The organism is Gelria sp. Kuro-4 (assembly GCF_019668485.1).
Classification (GTDB): Bacteria; Bacillota; DTU030; order DUMP01; family DUMP01; genus DUMP01.
Map to the genome: position 1 here is coordinate 2729420 of NZ_AP024619.1, position 23819 is coordinate 2753238.

Sequence of the window (23819 nt, forward strand, 5' to 3'; positions counted from 1 at the left end):
GCTCAGGGCGCCGTCGTGGCCAGGCGCAGCGGCCGGAAGACCCGCTGCAGCACCAGGCAGGCGGCGCCCACCAGGCAGACGTTGCGGCCCAGGCTGGTGAGGGCGATCTGGGTATGGTGCTGAATGAGAGGAAGCAGCCGCGGCCGTGCCGTCTCCACGGCCAGGTCGAAGAGGGGCGGGTATTCCACGGCCAGACGCCCGCCCAGGATGATCATCTCTGGGTTAAAGGTGTTGGCCAAGCTCGCCACCGCCGCGCCGATGCAGCGGGCGGCCTCACTGAGATCCGCCCGGACCTGGGCATCCCCCGCCCGGGCCGCATCGAGCAGCAGGCTGAGTTTCTCGCGTTCCTCTTTCCCCGCCCGCTCGGCCAGCCGGCGCGTGAGGGCGATGCCGGAGGCCACCGTCTCCAGGCACCCCGTGCTGCCGCAGCCGCAGCGGCGCCCGTTGATGTCAATGATCATGTGCCCCACCTCGCCGGCCGCTCCCTGAAAGCCGCGGTAGATCTCGCCGCCGAAGAGGAACCCGCCGCCGATCCCGAGGTCCAGGAGGAGGAAGATGAGGTGACGCACCCCGCGCGCCGCCCCGTAGCCCCGCTCCCCCAATGCGGCGGCGTTGGCATCGTTCTCCACGTACACCGGGAGCCCTACCCGCTCCGCCAGGAGGTCCCTGAGCGGCACGTGGTCCCAGCCGGGCAGGTTGGGCGCGGTGAGGGCGGTGCCGGTTTCCACGTCCGTGGGCCCCGGAAAGGCCACCCCCACCCCCAGGACTGGCGGGCAACGCCGCCGCTCCACCAGGCCCGCCACCGCCGCTGCTACCTCTTGCACCACGGCCAGCGGTGCCTTGCCGGCCGGGGAAGGGAGCACTTCCATGGCCAGGGGCCGGGCCAGGAGATCGGTGAGCGCCACCGTCACGCGGTCCACCGCCACGTCCACCGCCACCGCCTGCCGCGCCCCGGCCGCGAGCGAAAGCAGCGTGGGCTTGCGCCCGCCCTGCGACGCACCGCGGCCCTCGCTGCGCACGTAACCTTCCGCCATGAGCTCTTCCACAATATTGGATACAGTGGCCGCGGTAAGTCCCGTCAGCCCGGCCAGCTGGGCCCGCGAGAGGCTCCCCTGCTGGCGCAGCGCCTCCAGGACCAGGGAGCGATTGAGTTCTTTGAGCAGTGTCGTCGAGCCGGTATAGGTCCGGCGCCGTTTCTGTTGCACGCTGTCACCCCTTTACGCCGCCGGCGGTAAGGCCCGAGACGATCCAGCGCTGGAAGAGAAGCGCCAGAACAACAGGCGGCAAAGCCGCCGCCACCCCCGCCGCGGCGATGCTTTCGTAGGCTGTAATATACTGGCTGCCGAGCTGCGTGATGTAGAGCGGCAGCGTTAAGGCGTTGGTGGTCTTGGAGAAGATGAGGGCGAGGAGGAACTCATCCCAGGCCAGGAGAAAGGCCAGGATGCCTGTGGCCACCAGGCCCGGCGCCGCCAGCGGCAGCACCACCAGGCGCAGCGCCATCAGCCGCGTGCAGCCGTCGATGCGCGCCGCCTCCTCCAGCTCCACGGGTATGGTCAGGAAGTACCCGCGCATGATCCAGACCACAAAGCCCAGGATAAAGGCGTTGTACAAGATGGCGAGGGTCCACCAGCGGTCGTAAAAGATGGGGATGACGTACTCCAGCCGGATGATGAGCACAAAGAAGGGGATCACCAGCGCGATCACCGGCAGCATGCGCACCGCCAAGAGGCCCATGATGAGCGAGTTGCGGCCGCGAAAGGGCAGGCGGGCCAGGGCGTAGGCCGCGAGCGTCCCCACCACCAGGGAAAACGCCGTTACCGACCCGGCAATGTACATGCTGTTCCTGAAGGCGGCCAGAAAGCGCCGCCCGGTATCCTGGCCGGGGTCGAACATGCTGCTGAAGTTTTCCCAGGTGGGTTGCTGCGGAACCCAGTGGACGGGCGTGGAGAGCAGCTCGGCGTGGGTGGAGATGCTGGAGATAAAGAGCCAGCTCACCGGCGCCAGCGTCCAGACCACCATAACCAGCACCGCAAAGTAAAGCAGGCCGCGCGTCAGATAGTAAGTCAGGGGCCGGCGCATCTAGCGCACCTCCTCGGAGTAGAGAAGTTTAATGTAGACAAAGGCGAGGAGGAGGATCACCAGGCCCACCAGGAAGGAGAGGGCCGAGCCCCGTCCCAGGTGACCGAAGACAATGCCTTCCTCAAAGGTGTAAATGGAAAGCACCTTAATGGTGTTGGCCATGATGATGTAGAGGATGTCAAAGACGCGGAAGAGCTCCATGGTGCGCAGCACCAAAACCACCAGGATCACCGGTTTAAGAAGCGGCAGGGTGATGAGCCGGAACTGCTGCCACACCGTGGCACCGTCCACCCGCGCCGCCTCGTAGTATTCCCGCGGAATAGTCTGCAGGCCGGCCAGCACGAGCAGCGCCACCAGCGGCGTCACTTTCCAGGTGTCGCCGATGAGGATCATGTTAAGGGCGGTGCTGTCGCCCACCCACTTGAGGAAAGGCCCGAGCACGGGCACATGCGCCCCGGGCACGGCCGTGCTCAGCCAGACCAGCGGCTCCTTGATCCAGCCCAGGGCGAGGAGCAGACCGTTGAGCGCCCCGTAGGCGTGACCGTCGTAAATCCAGGCCCACATGCGGGCGTTGACCACCGTGGGCAGAGCCCAGGGGATGAGGATGAGGGCGCGCACCAAACCGCGGCCGAAGAAAGGCTGGTTGAGGATGAGCGCCATGCCGATCCCCAGCACCAGCTCCACGGCCAGGGAGACCACCGTGAAGAAGGCCGTCACCCTGAGCGACTCCCAAAAGGCGCGGTTCCCTAGATAGTAGCGGTAATTTTCCAGGCCGATGAAGCGCCAGGCGATGCCGCCGCGCACCACATGCGCCTCGGTAAAGCTGAGGGCAAAGGCGAGGACGAGCGGTAAAAGGCTTACCAGAAAAACCACCAGCAGGGTGGGGCTCACCAGCCGCCAGGCCAGCCGGCCGGCCGGTGGCTCCCGCCCCAAGAGAACAGGGCGCTCCTTACGCCTGATGCTTGTCTCAAGTCCAACCACTGGCATTCAACCTCCGGCACGTTTTCTCCAGCATTCGCCGCCGCGGAAGATTATTCCTGCGCCGGGCCGGAAGCGCAGGGGGAACGGGACCGGCCCGTTCCCCCGTTACCTTACTGCAGCGCCTCGATCTCCTTGACCGCCTGGTCGAGCGCGGCCTGCGGCGCCATCTTTTTCTCCAGGGCCAGGTGGATGTATTTCTGCATGATGGAGGAAACCTCAGGGTAATTGGCCACCTTCGGCCGGTGATGCACGGCGGCGATCTCCTTGGACTTCACATCCATCACCGGGTCCTTGGCCAGCGTGGCCGGGTCTTGCTGCACGGAGGTCCACACCGGCATCTCTTCCAGGTGCTGCGCCTGGAACTCGGGCGCCGTCATCCATTTCACCAGTTCCCAGGCCAGGTCCGGCTCCTTGGTGTTGGCCATGACCGCCATGCCCTGGAAGCCGGATACGGAAGCGGTCTCGTAGCTGCCCGCCTTAAAGACGTCTTTCGCCACCGGGAGCAGCCCCATCTTGGCCTTGCCGACCACCTTGGAGTTGGCCGGGTCGTTCATGAGACCGTACTGGAAGGTCCAGTTGGAGTTGAAGGCGCAGTTGCCGGAGATAAAAGCGTCTTTGGCCATGGGCTCGTCCTGCACCAGGGAGTTGGGATCGGCCAGGCCTTTATCGAGCCAGCGTACCATGGTCTCGAGAGCCTTGACGCCGGCACCCTGATTGAAACTGGGTCTGCCTTGGGCATCGAAGGTGTCGCCGCCGTAGGCCCCGGTGAGCCAGACGTACTCGCAGACCAGGCCCTCTTTCTGGTTCCAGGAGTCGGACCACGGGTACTTGACGATGCCCTTTTTCTTCATTGCGGTCATCATCTCTTCCAGCTCTTCCATGGTCTTGGGTGGCTCCTTGTAGCCGGCCTTCTCCAGCAGCTCGGTGTTGTAGAAGAAGAGCTGGAAGTTGGCCAAAAACGGCATGGCCCAGGTCTTGCCGTTGTACTCAAAGGCCGACCAGATGGCCGGGGCGATGTCGTCTTTCTTGATGTCCTTGGCGATCCGGTCGTCGAGCGGCAGAACAAAGCCCTTCTCAGCGAACTCCGCCGTCCAGATGAGGTCAAGTGAGATCACATCGTAGGTGGCGGTAGGTGCGGCCGCGGAGGTCACGATCTTCTCGTGCTGTTCGTCGTATTTAACGAAGGTCAGGTTCACCTTGGCACCGGTTTTGTCTTCAAACTCCTTGATGCGCGCCTCGAACACCGGCGGCTGGTAGCCGGCCTGGGCCATGTAGATCACGTTCAGGGTTTTGCCGGCAAAAGGCTTATCCGCCGCCGGCGCAGGCTCCTTGGGCGTCTCGGCCGCCGGTTTTGGGGCGCAGCCGGCCGTCAGCGTAAGCACCAAGAGGCACACCGTAAGGATCGCCAAAGAACGCTTCAGGTAAGTACGCACCTTTTTCTCCCCCTTCTACCCTTCTTGACCCATCCGCACAACGCATGCAGCCCCCGTTTGTCCCCGTCTCCCGCCCCCTTTTATCTGGAACTTTAACAAAGACTTTCTTTAAGTCTTTTATTAAGTTTATTCGCTGTCGATTCAGAAAATCCTCCTCGCGCGCGCGAATTTTTCTTCCTCGTCTCCCGCCGGCTCGCATGTCCCGGACCGGCCACAGGCATACTAGCCGCAAAGGAGGGAGAGAATGAACCGTCGCCTTGGACTGGCACTCGGGGGCGGCGGCCTGCGCGGTGTAGCCCACGTGGGCGTCCTTTCCGAGCTCTCTGCCGCCGGCCTGGCCCCGGACGTCATCGCCGGCACCAGCTCCGGCAGCATCGTGGCCGCCCTTTACGCCCTGGGTTACCCCCCGGCCGAACTGGCCCGGCAGGTCACCCGGCTGCGGGCCTCAGCCCTGCACGACCTTTTCCGCCCGCTCCCTTTAGGGCCGGTGATCGCAGGGAGCAGCGGCAGCCTGTTGGGACGCTTCCGCCTGGCCCGCCTGCTCCTGAAGCTGCCGCACGGCTTCATCGACGCGCGTTCCTTTGAACGCTTCCTGCGCTTTATCTGTCGCGGGGGCACCTTCCAAGACCTGAAGCTCCCCCTGGTCGTGCTGGCCACCGATATTGCCAGCGGCGAGCTGGTGGCCTTTACCCAGGTCCCGCCGCGGCAGCACGATCTGGAGGCCACCGTGTTCCTGCCCGGCCGTGATCTGGCCACCGCCCTGCGCGCCTCCAGCAGCCTGCCCGGGTACTTCCCACCCAAGGAGGTGGAGGGGCGCCTCCTGGTGGATGGGGCACTCCGGGCCAACGTGCCCGTTCCGGTGCTCCGGGCCATGGGGGCCGAGGTGGTGGTGGCTGTGGACCTGGGCACCCCGCCGGGGGCGCGCGTGCCTCGCACCCTGGTGGACATCCTCTGGCAGACCATGAGCATTCTGGAGCGCCAGGTGACGCAGGCGCACCTTGCCCAGGCCGATGTGGTCATAGCGCCGCAGGTCCCCCCCATGCCTTGGACCGATGCCGGCCGCATCCCGCTCGCCCTGGCCGCCGGCGCGCAGGCGGCCAGGGCGGCCCTGCCTCGTCTCCACGCCGTTCTCACTGCGCCCGCAGGCCGGGAGAAAACGCGCGTCGCCCTCTCCGCCGCCCTCGCCCCGGAGAAGGACGGCGGCGTAGAACCCGGAGCCGGGCAATTTACCGCGGCCGGGAAGGAGTTTCCCTACCCCGAGCCGAAGTTGTAACTGCTGGGGAAAAACTGGACCGGTGGTGATGTCAGTGAGTAAACGCCGCTTGGGAGCAGGGCTGCTGGCAGTCTTGGTCTTAATCTTCCTCCCGCTGGTTGTACGCCTCTGGGTGGCTTTCCTCTGGTTCCGCGAAACCGGTTACACCGGGATCTTCAGCCGGACCCTGGCAGTACAGCTGGGCGTAGGCGCTGCCTTTTTCCTACTCACCTATCTTCTTCTCACCTCCGCCCTCACCCGCAGCTACCGCTCCCTGCCCGGAAGCAGTTTCATGTTCTTTGAGCGCTTCTTCTACCCCTGGCAGATCAGCCGGGTGCTGCGCCTGGTCACCTGGGTTCTTTCCCTCTTCGTGGCCGTGACCATGACGCGCCTTAACTGGCAGGGGATCCTGCTCTTTCTGAACCGGGTGCCCTTCGCCGTGAAAGACCCCGTCTTCGGCCGCGACGTCGCCTTTTATGTTTTCACCCTTCCGCTCCTTGAAAGCCTTTACCACTACCTGAGCTTTATCCTTTTGCTCACCGCCGGAGCGGAACTTCTGCTCCTTCTTACCACCGACCTTTGGCGCGCCGGGCAGTGGGAGCCTCTCCTGGCGCGATTCGGCAAGTACGTGCTGGGCCTCTTGGTCCTTATCCTCTTCAGCTTCCAGCTGCGGCTGTTCTCCCTGGTGTACTCGCCGCGCGGCGTGGCCTTCGGCGCCAGTTACACAGACATCCACGTCACCCGCCCGTATTACTACATCGCCTCGCTTGTGGTCATCATCGCCTTTTTCTTCGCCTGGCGGGCGCTGAGGCGCGGCGACGTGCGGCGCTTTGCCCGGGCGGCGCTCGCGCCCGTGGCGCTGAGCGTCCTCGGCTTTTTGGCGGCGGCGCTGGTGCAGGGCCTGGTGGTCTCCCCCAACGAGATCGCCTTGGAAGAGCCGTACCTCAAGAACAACATCGAATTCACGCGCCGGGCCTTTGCCCTGGACCGGGTGAAGGAGCTCGCCCACCCCGGTAAGGCGGAGCTCACCTGGGCCGATCTGGAGGCCGAGCCCGGCACCGTAAAAAACATCCGCATCAACGACTTCCGCCCGGCGCAAACCGTCCTCAACCAGCTGCAGGCCTTCCGCCTGTACTACCAGTTCCCCGAGGTGGACGTGGACCGCTACACCCTGGACGGCCGCCTGACCGAAGTCTTCCTGGCCGGGCGCGAGCTGTCCCAAGAGGCCCTGACGCCCCAGGCTAAGACCTGGGTCAACCAGCTGCTCAAGTACACCCACGGTTATGGTGCAGTGGCCGCCCCGGTGAACGAAACCACCCCCGAGGGCCTGCCCAACCTCATCGTGCGCAACATCCCGCCGCAGTCCGACTTCCCCGCGCTTCAAATCAAGCGCCCGCAGATCTACTTCGGCCGCCTCACGACCCGCCCGGTGATCGTAAAGAGCCGGGAAAAGGAGTTCGACTACCCCCTGGGCGAGGACAACGTGGAGGCTGTTTACGAAGGCAGGGCCGGCATTTCCCTGGGCGGCATCAACCGCCTGCTCTTTGCGCTGCACCAGGCCAGCCTCAAACTCCTGGTCTCCGGTTCGGTGACGGGGGAAAGCCGCATCATCCTGCACCGCGAGATCTTCGATCGCGTCTCCACCATCGCCCCGTTCTTCACCTGGGACCCCGACCCGTACCTGGTCATCGCGGGCGGCCGCCTCTACTGGATCATCGACGGCTACACCACCTCCGACCGCTACCCTTATTCGCAGCCCATTACCAAACCCGCCTGGGCCGCCGGCATCAACTACATGCGCAACTCCGTCAAGGCGACCATTGACGCCTACGACGGTACCACCACCTTCTACCTGGCGGACAGGAGCGACCCGCTCGCCCGGGCCTTCGGCCGCGCCTTTCCCGGGCTCTTGCGGCCGCTGGAGGCGATGCCGGCCGAGCTGAAGCCGCACCTCAAATACCCCCAAGGGTTTTTTACCGTACAAGCCGGCGCCTACACCCGCTATCACATGAAGAACACGCGCGTTTTCTATAACAACGAAGACGCCTGGAACATCGCCACCGAGGTTTTCGGGGAAAACCGGCAGCCTGTGGAACCGTACTACGTGATCATGCGGCTCCCGGACGAAGAGAAAGAGGAGTTCATCCTCATGCAGCCCTTCACCCCCATCAACAAAGAGAACATGGTGGGCTGGCTGGCGGCGCGCATGGATCCCGGGCATTACGGCGAACTCCTCGCCTTCCGCTTTCCTAAAGACCGGCTGGTTTACGGCCCTATGCAGATTGAATCGCGCATCGACCAGGACCCGAACATCTCGCGCGAACTCACACTCTGGGGCCAGCGCGGCTCACGTGTGATCCGGGGGAACCTCCTGGTGATCCCGCTGCGCGATTCTGTCCTCTACGTGGAACCCATCTACATCCAGGCCGATAACCCCAACAGCCTGCCCGAGGTGAAGCGCGTGGTGGCCGCCCAAGGCGACCGCCTGGCTATGGCCCCCACCCTGGAAGAAGCCCTGCGGCAGGTAGTGGTGGGCCCGGCGCCCACGGCACCGCCGCCGGCGACGCGTCCTACGCCCACCGCGCCCGCCGCACCGGACCTCACGCGCCAGGCCGCCGCGGCCTACCAGCGCCTCAAGGATGCCGCCCGCCAGGGCGACTGGGGCACCTTCGGCCGGGCCCTGGAGGAACTCGGCCGGCTGCTTGAAGAAATGGGCGGCCCCGCCGCCCCGCCGGCGGCGCCGACTGCAACACCCGGGCCGACGGCTGCCGCCGGCGGTACGCCGTAGTTACGGCGCACATTCCACACCACAACAGTTGCTTCCCCGAAAACACCGCCCGGCACCGCCGCCGGGCGTTTTTGCTGCAGCTCAGCCCTGCGCGTGGTACAATTGAAGTGTAGCGACACAACTCATGGGCTTCTTATGGGTTCTCTTTAGGGGGAAAGGGCGATGGCAGTCGTTTTCCTGGCGCCGGATGCAGAGATGGCCGCCGTGGCGCGGGAGGTTTTGCAGCAGTTTGCCGGCCGGGTGCGCGTCGTGGAAGGCCTCCTCAGCCAGGCACTTCCTGTCGCCCGGCGGCTGGAGGCCGAAGGGGCAGAGGTCATTGTCACGCGGGGTGGAACCGCCCTACTCCTCAAAGCGGCCGGCATCAAGACGCCCATCGTCGAGTTACCCGTCACCGGCCAGGATATGGCCCGGGCCCTGGCCCAGGCGCGTGAGTTGGCCGGGCGCGCGCGACCGCGGATCGGGGTAGTGGCCTTTCCCAACATGCTGCTGGACCTGGAAGCTTTTGCCCCGCTTCTGGACCTTGACATCTGTTGCTTTACTCTGCAAAGGGAAGAGGACACGGCCGCAGCCATCGCCCAGGCCGCGGCCGCCGGTGCCGACGTACTCCTGGGCGGGGTGATAACCACGCGGCTGGCCCGGCAGAAAGGGATACCGGCCGTGCTGCTCCGCTCGGGCCAGGCCGCCTTCCTCCAGGCCTTTCGCGAGGCCGGGCGCGTGGCCTATGCCCGTCACCTGGAAAAGGAGCGGACCGAGCAGTTTAAGGCCATCCTGGATTACGCGCACGAGGGGATCGCCGCAGTGAACGGCGAGGGGCTCCTCACCGTCTTTAATCCGGCGGCCGAGCGGCTGAGCGGTGTAAGCGCCGGCGAAGCGCTGGGCCAAAAAGCTGCGGCCGTCCTGCCGTCGGCCCGGCTGGCGGCTGTTCTTGTCTCCGGCCAAGAGCAGGTTAATGAGCTCTTGGACCTGGGGCAGGCCAAGGTTTTGCTGAACTGTGTCCCCATCCGCGTGGGCGGCCGGGTGACCGGCGCGCTGGCCACCTTTCAAGACGTAACCCGTATCCAGCAGATGGAGGCCAAGGTGCGGCGTGAGATTTACAGCAAGGGGCACGTGGCCAAGTTTAGTTTTCGCGACATCAAGGGCGAAAGCCCGGCGCTCAAGCAGGCCATCCGCACGGCGCAGGACTTTGCCCGTACCGAGTCTGTAGTCCTCATAACCGGGGAGACAGGCGTGGGCAAAGAACTTTTTGCCCAGAGCATACACCGGGCCAGCCGCCGGCAGAGCGGGCCGTTCGTCGCCGTAAACTGCGCCGCCCTGCCGGAGAACCTCTTGGAAAGCGAGCTCTTCGGCTATGTGGAAGGAGCCTTTACGGGAGCCAACCGCAAGGGAAAGCCCGGCCTTTTCGAGCTGGCCCACGGTGGAACCATCTTTCTGGACGAGATTTCGGAAATTCCGCTGCGGCTGCAGGGCCGGCTGCTGCGCGTGCTACAGGAGCGCGAGGTAATGCGGCTGGGGCACGACCGGGTGATCCCGGTGGACGTGCGCGTCCTCTGTGCCACCAACAAGAACCTGCGCGGGCTTGTAGATGAAGGGCTGTTTCGAGCCGACCTCTACTGGCGGCTTAACGTTTTGCGCCTTAACATTCCCCCGCTCCGGGAAAGATGCGCCGACATCCCCGTTCTTCTCGACCACTTTTTCACCCGTCGGCTGCCCCCGGGGAGGGGCCCCATCGCTTTCACCCCGGAAGCCCTTAAACTCTTGACCGACTACGCCTGGCCGGGCAATGTGCGCGAGCTGGAGAACTTCTGCGAGCGCCTCGCTGCGCTGACCCCCGAGCCGCCGGTAAGAGCCGCGGTCGTCGCCCGCCTGCTGGACCTTGCCGGCAGCCCTGCAGGAACCTCCCCCGCCCGCACCCCGGCACCGGGCGAACTACCAGCTTCCCTGGCGGAGGCCCTGGCCCAGGCCGGCGGCAACAAGACGGAGGCCGCCCGGCTCCTGGGTATCCACCGCACCACCCTCTGGCGCCGCCTCAAAAAAGCCCGGCGGTCCAGCCCAGGGCCGTGATACCGTTGCAAAGCATCTTCCCGCGGTATGCGCCCAGCGCGGCCAAGGCAACCACACCGGCCGCCAGCCCCCGGTGGCCCTGTGGGGCCGGCGAAAACGGGAATTTCCCGAGGCGCCCCGGGTTTCCCTTTCAGATGGTCGGCAATACGGGGTTTCACTGCTTCCTCCCTCGGCCTGCCGCTTGCTTTCCACCGGCTCTCCGTATAAAATAGGAGCAGGAAGTCCGGCAAGACTTCCTGCTCCTGGAGGGCATAGCGACCCGGGGGTAGTGGTTATGGGATTTGCCCGCTCACGAGCGGGCTATTTTCTTGATCTGTGCTGGAAGTACAGCCGCAGGAGCACGATGGCCACCAGCAGTGCGATGACGATTTCGAGTGGTCCGATGTGCAGTTCCATTGCGGCACCCCCTCTCCCGGGTTCTCCCCGGGCCGCCTGCCCCACGGCCGAAGAGAAGGGGCGCCTCCTATCCCCGAATCGGCAGGTTCGACCTGTCCACTCCAATTATACCAAAAACCGCCGGCCTTGTGCTGAGCCTGGGAAGATTCCCGGGCCTTTCGTTTATCCGCAAACGGCGCGCTCGCGCTCCAGACCGGTCGCAGCGCCATCCGGTCGCTGTGCTCATCCACCGCAGCCTCCGCTACTTCCGTCACCTGCATCGCACCGTCGAGGAAATCCACCTGCACTACAAGCGTCAGGATCCTTTTTCCGGCCGGGGGCGGATCAGCCCGCCGGTGTTGCATGTTGCGCAGCGGCAACACAACGTGCAACAGCAGGGCGGGCGCATCTTGGCCGCGCTCCGACAACCTGCGTGCCCGTTGCGGCTGCCTCACGGCGGCCCTGACTTTTTCCGGCGACCTTGGCACCAAAGTTGCTTAGTAACAGCTCGAAGTTTAAGCGCCGGGAGGAGGGAAGTTGTAAGGCGCCACGCTTAAGAAGGGGGACAGCATATGGTGCCGGTTGAGATTGCCTTTCTTATCGGCCTGGTTGTTCTACTCTATCTGGCTCTAAAGGCGCGGATTAACGCCTTCGTCGCCCTCATCGTCTCGGCCCTGGTGATCGGCCTCCTGGCCGGGATGCCTGCCGCCCAGGTGATCAAAGCCATTACCGACGGTTTCGGCAAGACCCTTTCCAGCATCGGTATCGTCATTATTCTCGGTGTCATGCTCGGCAAGTACCTGGAGGATTCGGGTGCTGCCGAAAAAATGGCCCGCTCTGCTGTGGCCCTGGTAGGCCAGAAAAACTCACCTTTGGCCATGGCCATGAGCGGCTATCTTATTTCCATCCCCGTTTTCAGCGACGTGGGGTATGTTATTCTAGCGCCCCTGGCCAAAGCGATCTCCGCCCGGAGCCGCATTTCGTTCCCGGTCCTGGCCGTGTCGCTGGCAGGCGGCCTCTTGGCTACGCACGTCTATGTTCCGCCTACTCCGGGGCCGCTGGCCGTAGCCGGCCTCCTGGGCATCGACGTAGGGCAGATGATCGTCTGGGGAGCCTTCGCCGCCCTATTGATGACGCTCGCCGGCTGGGCCTTTGCTCAGTTTTACCTCGCCAGGCACGTAGAAACGATTATTCCCGACATCCCGCACGAGGACGCCGGTGAGACACAGCTTCCTACTGGCTCTGCCTCGTTCATTCCCCTACTTACACCGATGATCCTCATCCTCTTTAACACCACCGCAGCCATGCTTTTGCCTGAAGGCAACGCTATCCGCAGCTTCGCGGCCTTCATCGGGGACGCGAATATTGCTATGGGCATCGGTGTGTTGGTGGCCGTGCTCCTCCTCGGTCAGCGGTTAGGCAAAGAAGCGGTGCTGAAGGTAATGGACGACGCCCTTTCTACTGCCGGTCCGATTATCTTTATCACCGCTGCCGGCGGCTCCCTGGGTGCCGTACTCAAGGCTTCCGGCGCCGGTGAAGCTGTGGCTGAAGCGGTAGCCGCCAGCGGTTTGCCCTTCATCCTGGTACCCTTCTTCATTGCCGGACTCTTAAAAACCATTCAAGGCTCGGGGACCGTGGCAGTGGTTACGGCAGCCACCCTCTGCCTCCCCATTGCCAACCAGCTCGGCCTCTCGCCTATTCTGATCGCACTGGCTTCCGGCGCCGGCGCGCGCCTCATCTGCCATGTGAACGACAGCTTCTTCTGGGTTTACACTAAGATGAGCGGTTTCGACACCGCCATGGGACTAAGAACCTTGGCTGTAGGCAACGTGTTTATGGCTCTAGGCGGTCTTCTCGCAACCTGGATTGCCAGCTTGTTCCTCTGAGCCTGCTCCCGGATAAACTGAAATCGATGGGAAGGATGACAGTAAGTGCCCATGCATGCTCTGGAGAAGATCCTCGCGGCCCATGCGGGGCGGGAGGAGGTAGCCGCCGGGGAGATAGTCACCGCGAAGGTGGACCTGGCGGAGGTCAACGACCTTTATCTGCAGGTGATCAAGTCGTTTCATGAAATGGGCGGCCGGAGGGTAAAGGACCCGGCGGGCGCAGCCTTTGTGCTGGACCACTACGCCCCGGCACCCACCATCCAGTCGGCGGCCAATCAAAAGGCGATGCGTGAGTTTGTCCGCGCGCAGGGAATTGAGCATCTTTTCGACATCAACGCCGGCGTCTGCCACCAGGTGCTGCCGGAGGCGGGGCTGGTATGGCCGGGGATGATCCTGGTGGCCACCGACTCCCACACAACCACCCACGGGGCCTTCGGCGCCCTGGGAACGGGCGTGGGCGCCACCGACCTGGCGACCATCCTCCTTACGGGGGAGCTGTGGTTCCGGGTGCCGGAGGTGATCCGCATCACCATCGACGGCCGGCTCCCAGCCGGTGTTATGGCCAAGGATGTGATCCTCTACATCATCGGCCAGCTCAAGCAGGACGTGGCCGTGTACAAGGCCGTCGAGTACGCCGGTTCCACCGTGGCGGACCTGAGCGTGGCCGGGCGGATGGTGCTCTGCAACATGGCGGTGGAGATGGGAGCAAAAACGAGCTACATCCAGCCGGACGAAAAGGCCCTGGCCTACGTGCGCGCCCGCACGACGAGGGAATTCATCGTGCCGGAAACCGACCCCGGCTACCGCTACAGCGCTGAGTACCATTTCGACGTGGCCGAACTGGTACCGCAGGTGGCAGCCCCGCACAGCATCGACAACGTGGTGCCGGTGACGGAGGTGGAAGGGACGGCGGTAGACCAGGTGTTCATCGGCACTTGCACCGGCGGGCGTCTGGAAGATATCGAGGCGGCGGCGCGCATCCTGGCCGGGAAACGGGTGAATCCGCGCTGCCGCCTGGTGGTTACCCCGGCGTCCACCGAGGTGCTCCTGGCAGCCGAGCGGGCCGGCTACCTGCGCGCGCTGCTGGCGGCCGGGGCCACCTTCGCCACGCCGGGGTGCGGGCCCTGCCTGGGCGCCCACGCGGGCATCCTGGCCCCCGGCGAGGTGTGCGTGAGCACCAGCAGCCGCAACTTTCCGGGGCGCATGGGCAGCACTGAGGCCAGGATCTACTCCGCTTCCCCGGCCACGGCCGCGGCCGCCGCCCTTACCGGGAAACTGGTCGACCCACGCCGCTACCTTGACCCCAAGAGGTAAAGCGTCAGGTCTGCGCCTGAACAGATCCGCTGCTTAAGTACGACTTTCGTTGGGTGACAAGCCGGCAGGTAGACTACGATTCTTACGTCGGGCGCGAGACCTGACCCAAAGAGGTAAAGCGTCAGGTCTGCGCCTGAACAGACGCGCTGCTTAGGTACGACTTTCATTGGGTGACAAGCCGGCAGGTAGACTACGATTCTTACGTCGGGCGCGAGACCTGACCCAAAGAGGTAAAGCGTCAGGTTTGCGCCTGAACAGATCCGCTGCTTAAGTACGACTTTCGTTGGGTGACAAGCCGGCAGGTAGACTACGATTCTTACGCCGGGCGCGAGACCTGACCCAATTGGAGGCGATAGCATGGACAAAATCATACGTGGTAAAGCCTACAAGTTCGGCAACAACATCGACACCGACCAGATCTACCCGGGGCGGTACCTGGAGCTGACCGAGCCGGCCGCCATCGCGCGCCACGCGCTGGAAGGAGCAGACCCTGCTTTTTGCACGCGCTTTCAGCCCGGCGGCATCGTGGTAGGGGGAACCAACTTCGGCTGCGGCTCCAGCCGCGAGCACGCCGCCATCGCTCTCCAGTCCGCCGGGGTGAGTCTGGTGGTTGCCGAGTCCTTCGCGCGCATCTTCTTTCGCAACGCCATCAACCTTGGTCTGCCGCTCCTCGTCTGCCCCGGGATTGCCAACCGGGTGCAGGAGGGCGACGAGCTCGAGGTGAACCTGGAAACAGGAACAGTTCAGAACCTCACGCGCGGTGAAGAGTACCGGGGAGAAAGACTCTCCGCTTACGTCCTCAACATTCTCGCCGCCGGCGGCATCAAACCGCTTATGCGGGCTAAGTTCGAAAAACGAGCACTGTAACGTCTCTCAGGCCTTGGTCACCGTTCGAGACCAGGGCCGTTTTTCTTGGGCACGCGGCCTATCGCTTGCCTTGCCCCGGGGGACGTGGTACCATGGTTTTACAGGGAGGCGGCAAATCCTGTATGCTTCCGGAAACAATCGAGCGGCTGAAACAGGCTGATTACGACCTTGGGACCGCTGAAGCCATGTGGCAAACTGGAAGATATGTTTACACCGCCTTCATGTGTCAACTTGCGGTGGAAGAGGTCTCTGAAAAAGCAGTAGATACTAATACTATTTCTTAGAGGATATAGCAGGAAAATGCAGAGCTGGCGTTGAAATAAGCATTATAAGAGAGCTATTTTGAGGTGATCGCCCGTGCTCAAATCAAAAGACGGCCAGCAGGACTTTTTCGACCTCCACATCTTCTCCCGGATGATCCCCGAGGACCATCCTTTGGTACAAATAAAGAAGAATGTCGATTTTTCCTTTGTAACGGGAGTGGTCGCGGACTTATATGACCCGGTGAACGGGCGACCCAGCTATCCCCCGGAGTCCCTGTTCAGGGTACTCTTCTTGGAAGTTTGGGCGGGCCTTTCCGATGTACAGGTGTGCCGGGAGCTCAAGTACAACGTGCTCTACCGCTGGTTCTGCGACTTTGGCTGGGACGACATAGTTCCAGATGATACTACCTTGGTGGTCTTCCGCAAACGCTTGGGAGAAGAGAAGTTCCGTGAGCTTTTCGAGCGGGTCGTTGAAGAAGCGAAAGCTAAGAAGTGCCTTCGCGGCCACTGGACGATTATTGATGGGACCAAGGTGATAGCTCACGTTGCCGTCAAGAATACCCTGAGTTTGGTGCGGGAAGGCCGTAAGCGCGTACTTAGGAATCTGGCGCGCGTCGACGCTGCCAAGGCGGAAGAACTGCAAAATCTAGCTGCTCCGCTGCCTGATGCCGACTATTCCTCCCACACGGAGCTTCTCGCTGCCGAGATCGAGCAGGGCAAGAAATTCCTGGCAGCCGTAGGAGACTGTACTACTGATGAGTCTGTGGGGAGAGAGTGCGCTCTTTATGCCGCCGTTCTGAACGGTGAGGGTGTAGCCAGCTTCAGTGATCCGGAGGCTCGCTGGGGCTTTAAGAAGAAAGACGAACCGTTCTTGGGATACAAAGTTCATGCGGCTTGCGATGAGACGGGCATTGTCACCGCTGTGGAGGTTACTCCAGGCAACGAAGCGGAACTTGAACCCGCCAAGGAAATGATAGCGGCCTTGGAAGAAAGGGAGTTGAAGGCATCCCGACTGGCTGCTGACAAGGGTTACGATGATTCCACTTTTCGAACGGAGTTGGTTGAAAGCAATATCAAACCCTACATTCCTAATCGCACAAAGAAAGACAGGCTTGAGGAACAAGGCTTTAAGTACAACCCAAAATCAAAGGTTCTCCGTTGCAAAGCGGGCAAGAAGGCCATTGGCAGTACCCCTCACAAGAACGGTGGGCTGACCTATTACTTCTCGGAAAAGGACTGTGCCGCCTGTCCGTATCGTAACTCCTGCCTGAGTAAAACCGAAACCCGGAAAAGAGCCTACGTAAAACCGGAAGTCCTCGCTAACCGACCGCGAGGCATCAAAATTGCAATGCGCATCAGAAGAACAATCGAGAGAATATTCGGCGAGGCCAAAACCTGGCACGGCATGGCACGAGCCCGCTATCGGGGTCGTTTCCGCGTAGCTATCCAGGTCTTTCTGACTTTTATCTGCCTGAACGTCAAAAAGATGGCGCAAAGAATCGCGGCTCAGCTGGCTACGGCCTGAATGTAGTGACAAAACATTCAAAGCCAGGAATATCAAGGGAAATCGGGAGTGACTTAAGCACCTAGATACACGCCAACTACCATTATGTGGCAAACCTCAGGCTTGAGAAGTGTCAAGGAGTACCGGGTTTTTCAGGGATCTCGTGGAAAAGGCGCTTAAGGCTCTTGTCGTAGAACGTACAGGTGACACGCCACCGAAAACGCATAACCTTCTTGCGCTGGCTAAACTCGCGCAGCCAGCGCTAACCCCGGAACATGTGGAGTTCCTTGCCGTCCTAAACATGGCCGGAGTTGGTACCCGCTACCCTGATCTTCTTGACGAAGCAATTAAACGCTACCCTAAAGAGTTGGCTCGGGATTACCTAGTCAAGGCAAGGGAAGTGATACAATGCCTCAAGGACCAAACATCGTCACTCCGATAGTACAAGCCTTCTTGTCCGCGCTGGCTGCGCAAGGCATCCAAGTGGAGCGGGCTATGCTTTTCGGTTCCTGGGCCCGCGGTGAAGCCAAAGAAGGGAGCGATATCGACCTGTTGGTGGTTTCCCCGGATTTTTCCGGCATGCCTGCTTGGCGTCGCTGGGAAGTACTAGGAAAGGCAGCAGCCCAGGTGATGGAACCGGTGGAAGCCTTGGCTTACTCACCGGAGGAACTCGATCTCTGCCTCGAGCGCGAAGGAAATTTTGTGCGCCATGTGCTCACGCGTGAGCAAACTATCGATTACGTCGGCAAATCCTCAGAAGAGGAAGCGAGAGCCGACTGACTGTATGGGCATGATTTAAAGCATCAAACTGGAAGGAGATTGCAATGAAGAAGCAGCTCACTCCTCAGACTCTGCTCTATCCCGTACCCGTGGTCTTGGTCTCGTGCGGCGGGCTCGCGGGTCCCAAAAACATCGTCACCCTGGCCTGGGCCGGGGTGGTAAACTCAACGCCGCCCATGGTGGGAATCGGCGTAAGGCCGTCGCGCTACTCGCACGAGCTCATCAGCCAAACCGGTGAGTTTGTTGTCAACATTCCTCGGGCCGACCAGCTGAAGGCGGTGGAGGTGTGCGGGAGCACCTCAGGGCGCACCAGCGACAAGTTCGCCGCCACCGGTCTCACCGCCGTGCCGGCGCAAAAGGTCAAGGCGCCGCTTATCGCCGAGTGCCCGGTGAATCTGGAGTGCCGCGTGCAGCAGGTGGTGAAACTCCCAAGCCACGACCTCTTTCTCGCGGAAATTGTGGCCGTGCACGCCGATGAGACCGTCCTCGACGCCCGCGGCCGCATCGACCCGGCCAAGGCGCGGCCGCTGGCCTACTGCAACGGCCAGTACTGGCAGTGTGCTCCGTTGAAGTAGCCGTCCGTCGGCACGGTCTTAGGACCGGCGAACCACCGTTGGAGTAAGGAAGTACCCTCCTACATGCGAGCTCCGGAAACTGTGCCGTCGGCTAACGGCAGGGTTTAGAATGCAAGTACTCAGATTGTCTGTGCCCAGCTTCGAAGAGCCTCTCTTCGGGTACAGCGGGCAGGAATCCGGCTGCGCGTGACGAACACTTAGGTGAGCCAACCGAATACCGTGTTGTTCCGCTGGGGGAGCTCCAAGAGCTGAGAGGCCGGAAGGCCAACCCTTACACCTGATCTGGGTAATGCCAGCGTAGGGAAGGCGGGGAAAGTTGGGCCGCAGGCATTCCCCTGCGGCCTTTGTCGCGTGCGGCCACCCGGCCGGCAGAAGCCGTCCCGGCGGACACTCAAGGGAGGGGAAGGTATGCAGGTTAACTATGAACTCTATGCCATTACCGACCGGCGCCTGGCGGGCGGGCGCAGCTCGGCGGAGGTGATGGAAAAAGCCATCCGCGGCGGCGTCACTCTGGTACAGCTCCGGGAAAAAGAGGCCGGCGGGCGGGAGATGGTGGCGGAGGCACAGACGCTCCTTGCCGTGACGCGCCGCTACGGCGTCCCGCTCATCGTCAACGACCGGCTGGATGTGGCGCTGGCCGTGGACGCCGAGGGCGTACACCTGGGCCAGGAGGACATTCCCTGCCGCCTGGCGCGGCAGATACTGGGGCCGGAAAAGATCATCGGCGTCTCCGCCTCCAGCGTGGAGGAAGCGCTGCAGGCCGAAGCGGACGGGGCCGATTACCTGGGCGTGGGCGCTGTGTTTCCCACCGGGACCAAGGCCGATGCCGGGGAAGCCATCGGGCTCGAGCCGCTCAAGGCCATCAAGGCGGCGGTGAAGATCCCTGTGGTGGCCATCGGCGGGATCAACGCGGCCAATGCCGCGGCGGTGGCCGCCACCGGCGTTGACGGCCTGGCGGTGGTTTCCGCCGTCGTCGCCGCGCCGGACCCGCAGGACGCAGCCCGCAGGCTCGTCGCCGCTTTCCGAGCCCGGCCGGGGAAGTGCTGAAAGAGCGGAGGTGCACAGAATGATCGGCAGGGTAAACGACGCTTTCTTCCAGCGGGTTGTTCTCCCGGCGGCAGGCGCTCCCGGCCGCCGGGTGGCAGTGGGGGCACGCATCCCGGCGGCTGCCATTGGCCGGGCGGCGCCGGGTGAAGAAGGCTGTCTCCTGAGCACACCGGGCGGTGAAAAACCCTTCTCGATACCGCCGGAGGACAGGTTGTGGGGAGTCTTTTTCGCTCCCGGGGAGAATAACCGATGAGCCCCCTGCGCTACCGTCTGCTCGCCCTGGACCTGGATGGAACCCTGCTCACCGACGACAGCCGGCTGACCCTGGAAACCGAGGCGGCCGTAAAGGCGGCCCAGGCGGCCGGGCTCACCGTCACCCTGGCCACGGGGCGCCTCCTGGCCGATGCCCTCCCCTACGCCCGCCGCCTGGGCCTTACGGCGCCCCTCATCCTTCACCACGGCGCGCTCCTTATGACCCCCGCTGGGGTTGTTCTCGCTCACCAGATGATCGCCGGCGGGGCAGCGCAAAAACTGGTGCAGACCGCCCGGGAGCTTGAGCTCTCCTGTCAGGCCTATGCCGCCGGTGAACTGGTGGTGGAAAGGATCACCACCTGGACGCGCATCTACCTGGGCTACTCAGCGGTTGAGCCCGTGGTGGTGCCTGACCTGGCCGCCTACGTGGCCGGCGGCATAAGCCAGTTCGACTTCCTGGGCGAGCCGGAAGAGCTCGCGCCGGCGGCGGAGCGGGTACATGAGCGCCTGGCGGCGGCCGTGCGCACCACCTCCTCGCACCCGAACCTCCTCGAGGTGCTGGCCCCCGGAGTCTCCAAGGGCCGCGCGCTGGAACGCCTGGCGGAGCTCCTGGGCATCCCTCTCGCCGCCACCGTGGCCGTAGGCGACGGCCTGAACGACCTCGAGATGCTTCGGGGCGCCGGCCTGGGCGTGGCCATGGCCAACGCGCCCGCCGCCGTCCGCTCCCAGGCGCAGTACGTCACCGCCGGCAACAACGAAAACGGCGTCGCCCAGCTCATAAGCAAGCTCCTGGCCGGGGAGCTTTGAAAGCACCTGTGGTCACTCTTCCGCTACGCCCCCAGTTAATGGCAGGTACTGGTAATGGCCGCCAAGCTGTGTTAGAATGGTGCCAAGATGGAGCCGAGGAGAGGGTGGTGGGCATGGAGGTACAGTTTGATCCGGTACGCGCTCGGGAAACCTGGCGCCGGCGCGCCGCTCGGAAAGCGGAAGAAGAGCAGGGACTGCGCGAAGCGGCCCTGGCGCGGGCGCGCATCATCGCAGCCCGGCTGAAAAAAGACTATGGCGTAAAGCGCGTTTATCTGTACGGTTCCCTGGCCTGGGGTCGCTTCGACGAGCATTCCGACATCGACCTTTTCGCCGTCGGCTTCCCGCGGTCGGCCAACTACTGGGCCGCCTTGGCCGCCATGGAGCACCTCGCCGTGCCCTTTCCCCTGCAGATCATCCTCGCCGAGACCGCCCATCCCAGCCTGCGCCAGCGCGTCGAGAGGGAGGGGGTACCGTTATGACTAAAAAAGAGTTCCTGCTCGTTCAAGCCAAGATCACCGCCGAGCTGAACAACATCGCCGCCTTGGAAGAGGAACTGGCGGCCCACGGGTTTCTCGCTGCAACACCGTCAGGAAAGCTCCCGGCTTTTCCTTCCGGCGCTTCCGGCGATAGTTTTCAGTTGCGCGCCCTCGGTTCTGTTCTCCACGACTTTTACGTAGCCGTGGAGAACATCTTCGAGGTGATTGCGCGCGAAATCGATGAGTCTCTGCCTTCCGGCCCAGCCTGGCACGTTGCCTTGCTGAAGCAGATGACGCTCGCCGTGCCGGAGCTTCGCCCCGCCGTCATCCGCAAAGCCACCGCCGCTAAACTCGACCAGTACCGCGCCTTTCGTCACGTCTTTCGCAACGTCTACGGCTTTAATCTCGACAGCGAACGCCTCCGCGGCCTCCTGACGGACTTCCCCCTCACCCTCACGGCCCTGCGCACCGACCTCACGGCCTTCCAAGAGCAAATACGCACCCTCCTCAGCGATTAAAAAAGCCCGGCCAGGCCGGGCTTTTCGCTACGGTAGAGCATGCATCGCCTCTTTAACTCGTGGGTATAAACCCTCAAAAACAGAAAACAGCGTGTCGTAGACTACTCGGTTGCGCTGCCGGGGAGTAAATATCCGTACAGTACTTCTTAGAGGAGGGAGGTTAGGGTCCAGCGGGCCCTGAAAAACTCCACCGGCTATACCGCCGAGCAATGCGGCCCCGTAAGCAGCGGCATTTTGGAATGCCAGGGCTTTATACGTTACTCCTAAGACGTCGGCCCGCACCTGTAAACCCAACCGGCTTTGGGTTGCACCGCCCACACAAGGAAGGCAGCTCAGCTCAAACCCCCAGCGGGCTTTCGCTCTTTCGTAAATCTGCCGCAGTCCGAACGCCACTCCTTCGTACACCGCCCGGATCAAGTCGGCCCGCTCAGTGCCGAGACGTAGGCCCAGCCAGAGGCCGCGGGCAGCGGGGTCAAAAATTGGGCTCCTTTCCCCTGCAAGGTAAGGCAAGAAAACGACGCCGTTTGCCCCGGGAGGAGATTTCTCGGCTTCCCGTTCCAGATCGGCCGGAGTCGCCAACTCGTGGAAAATCTGCCTGCGCAGCCAGTTTATTGCTCCGCCCGCCGTCGACATGGCCCCGTGGGCTAACCAGCGTCCAGGCAGAACATGGGCCCGGTTTAGGAATGCCGGATGGAACTCTGGCTCTTCCAGGCAGAAGGTAAGGACATCAGACGTCCCGGCACTTTCAAAAGCATCACCGCGCTGCTTAAGTCCTAGGGCAAAGCCTGCCGCCGCTGTATCCGCACAACCCACCGCCACCGGCAGGCCGGAAGGAAGCCCGGTCTCCCCGGCAGCCTGTTTCGTTACCGCTCCGGCACACATGTAGGGTGATCTAATCGGCGGCAATCGGTGAACAAGTATGCCCGCAAGATCGGTCAACCGTTCGTCCCAGCGGTCAGGCATCGAAACGCGCACCAGGCCTGAATATGAAGCTGTGGTGGGGTCGACTGACAATTCTCCGGTCAGCTTCTCTGCCAAAAAAGTATTCAGAAACCCAATCTTGGCTGTTCTCTCCCAGCTTTCCGGCTCCTCACGCTTAATCCAGCGTACTGTACCGACCGAACAGGTGGAAGGAATGGGGCGGTTGCCCACATAATCCTGAAAAGCCGGTACGCCGCCCAGGGCTGCGCTTAGGTCGGCTACTTCGTTAAACCCCCGATTGTCCAGGTATGGGATACCGGGCCGAACAGCCCGGCCATCCTTGGTGAAAAGGACCGTAGTGGGGCTGGTTACACTCAAGCCCAGCCCGGCCATTCCCCCTAAACCATCCGTTACTCGGCGAAAAACCTTGGTCACAGCCTGCCAGTAAAGATCCAAATCCAGGTCCACCCAACCGGCACGCGGAGCGCTTAGGGCCACCTCCGCCTCCGCCTGTCGAATCGGCTCGCCCGAAACCTGGAATACACAGGCCTTGACGCTACTCGTCCCCGCATCCAGTCCCACGATTAACGGGGAGCTCACGGGATGATCGCCACCTTAATGCCCTGCCCGGACTCCGCGAGTTTGAACGCTTCCCAGCCGCGGTCGAGAGGATAGCGATGCGTTACGATGCGACCGGCGTCCACTAACCCTTTACCGATGAGGCGCAAAGCAAGCCCGTAGTCTTCACGGCGTGCAGCGCTCGTGCCTGTAATCTTCAGCTCATTGTAATGGATCAGGTTCACATCCATGGACGCTGCGTCACCCACCGAGAAACCGGCGAAGAAGTTGACCGATCCCCCCTTGCGAACCAAGGTGAGTGCCTGTTCGGCCAGAGCCGGAATACCGATGGCCAGGATTACCGCGTCTGCGCCGAGCCGGTCCGTGGCGTTCTTAACAACACCGTTCAGGTCCTCTACCTCGGGGTTTACTACAAGGTCCGCCCCGAGCTCCAGCGCCATACTTCGCCTCTGATCGTTGGGCTCGCTCACAATCACCCGGCCGGCGCCAGCCGCCTTGGCCAGGGCGAGATGCATGAGACCAATAGGCCCGGCCCCCAAGATGACAACTGCATCGCCGAGGCCGATCTGGGAGTTCCTCTGCCCGTTGACGCAACAGGCCAAGGGCTCGGCCAGGGCCGCCGCTTCGAACGGCAGGTCTGCGGGAAGCCGGTAGACATTCCCTCCGTGGACGGCGGCGGCAGGAATACGCACATACTCCGCAAACGCCCCCTCGTACTCGTAGCCAAGCGCCGTTCGGTTGGCGCAGACGTTTTCGCGTCCCTTTTTGCAGTAGGCGCAGGTGTGACAGGGAATAACGGGAGCCACTCCGACGCGGTCGCCTGGCCGGAATTCCCCCACGTCCGGCCCGGCGGCCACAACCGTGCCGGCGAATTCATGGCCTAGAATCGAGGGCGTGCGTACACCCTTCGTCTTCTTGCCGCGAAAAATCCTAAGGTCTGTCCCGCAGATGAGGCAGGCCGCCACCTTAACCAGAATGTCTCCCGGGCCCAGCTCGGGAACGGGGACCTCCGCGAGTTCCAGCTGGTTGGGGCCGTAGAACACTAACGCACGCATGAAGAA

At 62.9% G+C, this 23819-nt stretch carries 22 protein-coding genes and 1 riboswitch; of the genes, 16 read left to right on the plus strand and 6 right to left on the minus strand.

Annotated features, from left to right (window positions below):
* Positions 1 to 2: 2 nt before the first annotated feature.
* From K5554_RS13665 to K5554_RS13680, 4 genes are all read right to left on the minus strand, one after another.
* Positions 3 to 1205, minus strand: coding sequence for an ROK family transcriptional regulator (locus tag K5554_RS13665; RefSeq protein WP_221039005.1), 1203 nt, complete (start codon positions 1203 to 1205; stop codon positions 3 to 5).
* Positions 1206 to 1209: 4 nt separating this feature from the next.
* Entirely contained in the window at positions 1210 to 2079 is an 870-nt protein-coding gene (locus K5554_RS13670) for a carbohydrate ABC transporter permease (RefSeq protein ID WP_221039006.1), read from the minus strand.
* Positions 2080 to 3060 (minus strand): carbohydrate ABC transporter permease, encoded by a 981-nt coding sequence (locus K5554_RS13675; protein WP_221039007.1) that lies wholly within the window; start codon positions 3058 to 3060, stop codon positions 2080 to 2082.
* A 110-nt stretch (positions 3061 to 3170) separates the two neighbouring features.
* Positions 3171 to 4493: an extracellular solute-binding protein gene (locus K5554_RS13680; protein WP_221039008.1), complete on the minus strand. Its 1323-nt coding sequence runs from the start codon at positions 4491 to 4493 to the stop codon at positions 3171 to 3173.
* A gap of 244 nt (positions 4494 to 4737) precedes the next feature.
* Here K5554_RS13680 and K5554_RS13685 point away from each other — a divergent pair, with 244 nt between their 5' ends.
* The 16 genes from K5554_RS13685 to K5554_RS13760 all read left to right on the plus strand — a co-directional run bounded on the left by K5554_RS13685 (position 4738) and on the right by K5554_RS13760 (position 21258).
* Positions 4738 to 5766: a patatin-like phospholipase family protein gene (locus tag K5554_RS13685; protein WP_221039009.1), complete on the plus strand. Its 1029-nt coding sequence runs from the start codon at positions 4738 to 4740 to the stop codon at positions 5764 to 5766.
* A gap of 34 nt (positions 5767 to 5800) precedes the next feature.
* A complete protein-coding gene (locus K5554_RS13690; protein ID WP_221039010.1) occupies positions 5801 to 8533 on the plus strand; it encodes a UPF0182 family protein in 2733 nt (910 codons plus the stop codon).
* A 162-nt stretch (positions 8534 to 8695) separates the two neighbouring features.
* Complete coding sequence (locus K5554_RS13695) at positions 8696 to 10594, plus strand: sigma-54-dependent Fis family transcriptional regulator (protein ID WP_221039011.1); 1899 nt, start codon at positions 8696 to 8698, stop codon at positions 10592 to 10594.
* A gap of 947 nt (positions 10595 to 11541) precedes the next feature.
* Complete coding sequence (locus tag K5554_RS13700) at positions 11542 to 12855, plus strand: GntP family permease (protein ID WP_221039012.1); 1314 nt, start codon at positions 11542 to 11544, stop codon at positions 12853 to 12855.
* 51 nt (positions 12856 to 12906) lie between these two features.
* Positions 12907 to 14169 carry a 3-isopropylmalate dehydratase large subunit gene (locus tag K5554_RS13705; RefSeq protein WP_221040632.1) on the plus strand — a complete coding sequence of 421 codons (1263 nt, stop codon included), beginning with the start codon at positions 12907 to 12909 and terminating at the stop codon, positions 14167 to 14169.
* A 357-nt stretch (positions 14170 to 14526) separates the two neighbouring features.
* Entirely contained in the window at positions 14527 to 15036 is a 510-nt protein-coding gene (locus K5554_RS13710; protein WP_221039013.1) for a 3-isopropylmalate dehydratase small subunit, read from the plus strand.
* Positions 15037 to 15158: 122 nt separating this feature from the next.
* Positions 15159 to 15320, plus strand: a complete 162-nt coding sequence (locus K5554_RS13715; RefSeq protein WP_221039014.1) for a HEPN domain-containing protein — start codon at positions 15159 to 15161, stop codon at positions 15318 to 15320.
* Between the two features lie 73 nt (positions 15321 to 15393).
* A complete protein-coding gene (locus tag K5554_RS13720; protein ID WP_221038155.1) occupies positions 15394 to 16824 on the plus strand; it encodes an IS1182 family transposase in 1431 nt (476 codons plus the stop codon).
* 142 nt (positions 16825 to 16966) lie between these two features.
* Positions 16967 to 17245 (plus strand): HEPN domain-containing protein, encoded by a 279-nt coding sequence (locus K5554_RS14775; protein ID WP_221039015.1) that lies wholly within the window; start codon positions 16967 to 16969, stop codon positions 17243 to 17245.
* On the plus strand, positions 17212 to 17583 hold the full coding sequence (locus K5554_RS13730) for a nucleotidyltransferase domain-containing protein (protein ID WP_221039016.1): 372 nt from the start codon (positions 17212 to 17214) through the stop codon (positions 17581 to 17583). The genes K5554_RS14775 and K5554_RS13730 overlap by 34 nt, the downstream gene beginning before the upstream one ends.
* Positions 17584 to 17627: 44 nt before the next feature.
* Positions 17628 to 18158: a flavin reductase family protein gene (locus K5554_RS13735; protein WP_221039017.1), complete on the plus strand. Its 531-nt coding sequence runs from the start codon at positions 17628 to 17630 to the stop codon at positions 18156 to 18158.
* Between the two features lie 222 nt (positions 18159 to 18380).
* Positions 18381 to 18480: riboswitch (TPP riboswitch) on the plus strand.
* Positions 18481 to 18566: 86 nt separating this feature from the next.
* The gene (gene thiE / locus K5554_RS13740; protein WP_221039018.1) at positions 18567 to 19205 is read left to right on the plus strand and encodes a thiamine phosphate synthase; all 639 of its coding nucleotides are present in this window, start codon (positions 18567 to 18569) and stop codon (positions 19203 to 19205) included.
* Positions 19206 to 19224: 19 nt separating this feature from the next.
* A complete protein-coding gene (locus tag K5554_RS13745; protein ID WP_221039019.1) occupies positions 19225 to 19458 on the plus strand; it encodes a hypothetical protein in 234 nt (77 codons plus the stop codon).
* The gene (locus K5554_RS13750) at positions 19455 to 20264 is read left to right on the plus strand and encodes a Cof-type HAD-IIB family hydrolase (RefSeq protein WP_221039020.1); all 810 of its coding nucleotides are present in this window, start codon (positions 19455 to 19457) and stop codon (positions 20262 to 20264) included. Before K5554_RS13745 ends, K5554_RS13750 begins: the two co-directional genes overlap by 4 nt.
* Before the next feature lie 113 nt (positions 20265 to 20377).
* Positions 20378 to 20743, plus strand: a complete 366-nt coding sequence (locus K5554_RS13755; protein WP_221039021.1) for a nucleotidyltransferase family protein — start codon at positions 20378 to 20380, stop codon at positions 20741 to 20743.
* On the plus strand, positions 20740 to 21258 hold the full coding sequence (locus K5554_RS13760; protein ID WP_221039022.1) for a hypothetical protein: 519 nt from the start codon (positions 20740 to 20742) through the stop codon (positions 21256 to 21258). Before K5554_RS13755 ends, K5554_RS13760 begins: the two co-directional genes overlap by 4 nt.
* Positions 21259 to 21285: 27 nt before the next feature.
* Here K5554_RS13760 and K5554_RS13765 read toward each other — a convergent pair whose 3' ends face one another.
* Both K5554_RS13765 and K5554_RS13770 read right to left on the minus strand, forming a co-directional pair.
* Positions 21286 to 22779 carry an FGGY-family carbohydrate kinase gene (locus K5554_RS13765; protein ID WP_221039023.1) on the minus strand — a complete coding sequence of 498 codons (1494 nt, stop codon included), beginning with the start codon at positions 22777 to 22779 and terminating at the stop codon, positions 21286 to 21288.
* Entirely contained in the window at positions 22776 to 23813 is a 1038-nt protein-coding gene (locus K5554_RS13770) for a zinc-dependent dehydrogenase (protein WP_221039024.1), read from the minus strand. Before K5554_RS13770 ends, K5554_RS13765 begins: the two co-directional genes overlap by 4 nt.
* Between the last annotated feature and the right edge of the window lie 6 nt (positions 23814 to 23819).